The sequence below is a fragment of the Acinetobacter sp. SwsAc5 genome (genome assembly GCF_013391485.1).
GTDB classification, from domain to species: Bacteria; Pseudomonadota; Gammaproteobacteria; order Pseudomonadales; family Moraxellaceae; genus Acinetobacter; species Acinetobacter towneri.
Window position 1 is genome coordinate 1 of sequence record NZ_JACAXD010000079.1, and the last position, 593, is coordinate 593.

1 tRNA gene and 1 rRNA gene are annotated in these 593 nt (G+C 37.1%); both read right to left on the reverse strand.

Annotated features, from left to right (window positions below):
• Positions 1-83: ribosomal RNA gene (locus tag HYG89_RS15935) — 23S ribosomal RNA — on the reverse strand; the annotation flags it as partial.
• 403 nt (positions 84-486) lie between these two features.
• Positions 487-562, reverse strand: a tRNA-Ala gene (locus HYG89_RS15940).
• Positions 563-593 lie beyond the last annotated feature (31 nt).

Genomic DNA, 593 nt, shown 5'->3' on the forward strand with positions numbered 1-593 from the left:
CCCCGGAGCTTTTCGCAGGCTATCACGTCTTTCTTCGCCTCTGACTGCCAAGGCATCCACCACATGCACTTAATTACTTGACTATACAACCCCAAACAGTCGTTAACCCCTACAAGTAGGATTAAGACAATTAAATAAATATAAAATATTTATTTAATTCACAGTTTGATGTCTTGTGCACTTAAGCACTGTACAGCTTCAATTAGATTCATATACCAAAACGCTTGATTCAGTTAATTTGCTAGTTCTCATTTCAATTCGTAATTAAACCGTAACACCGAAGCATTACTGTCAATCTTGAATTAAATGAGTTGAACAATTTATTTCAGACTCAATTTTGCCAATCTGTTAATGATTTCCTACCGCCTCGTCAGCGAGTAGTTCACTGTGATAAATCACAGAATTTAATAAATCATTAAATCTTTACGATTTAACCTATTTACTAAATTCTGTAATCTTTAGCTTATCCCGTACTTAAAAAGTACGTGGTGGAGACTAGGAGAGTCGAACTCCTGACCTCCTGCGTGCAAAGCAGGCGCTCTACCAACTAAGCTAAGTCCCCAGCTTATCAATAAGTCAATGTTTCTGATTTC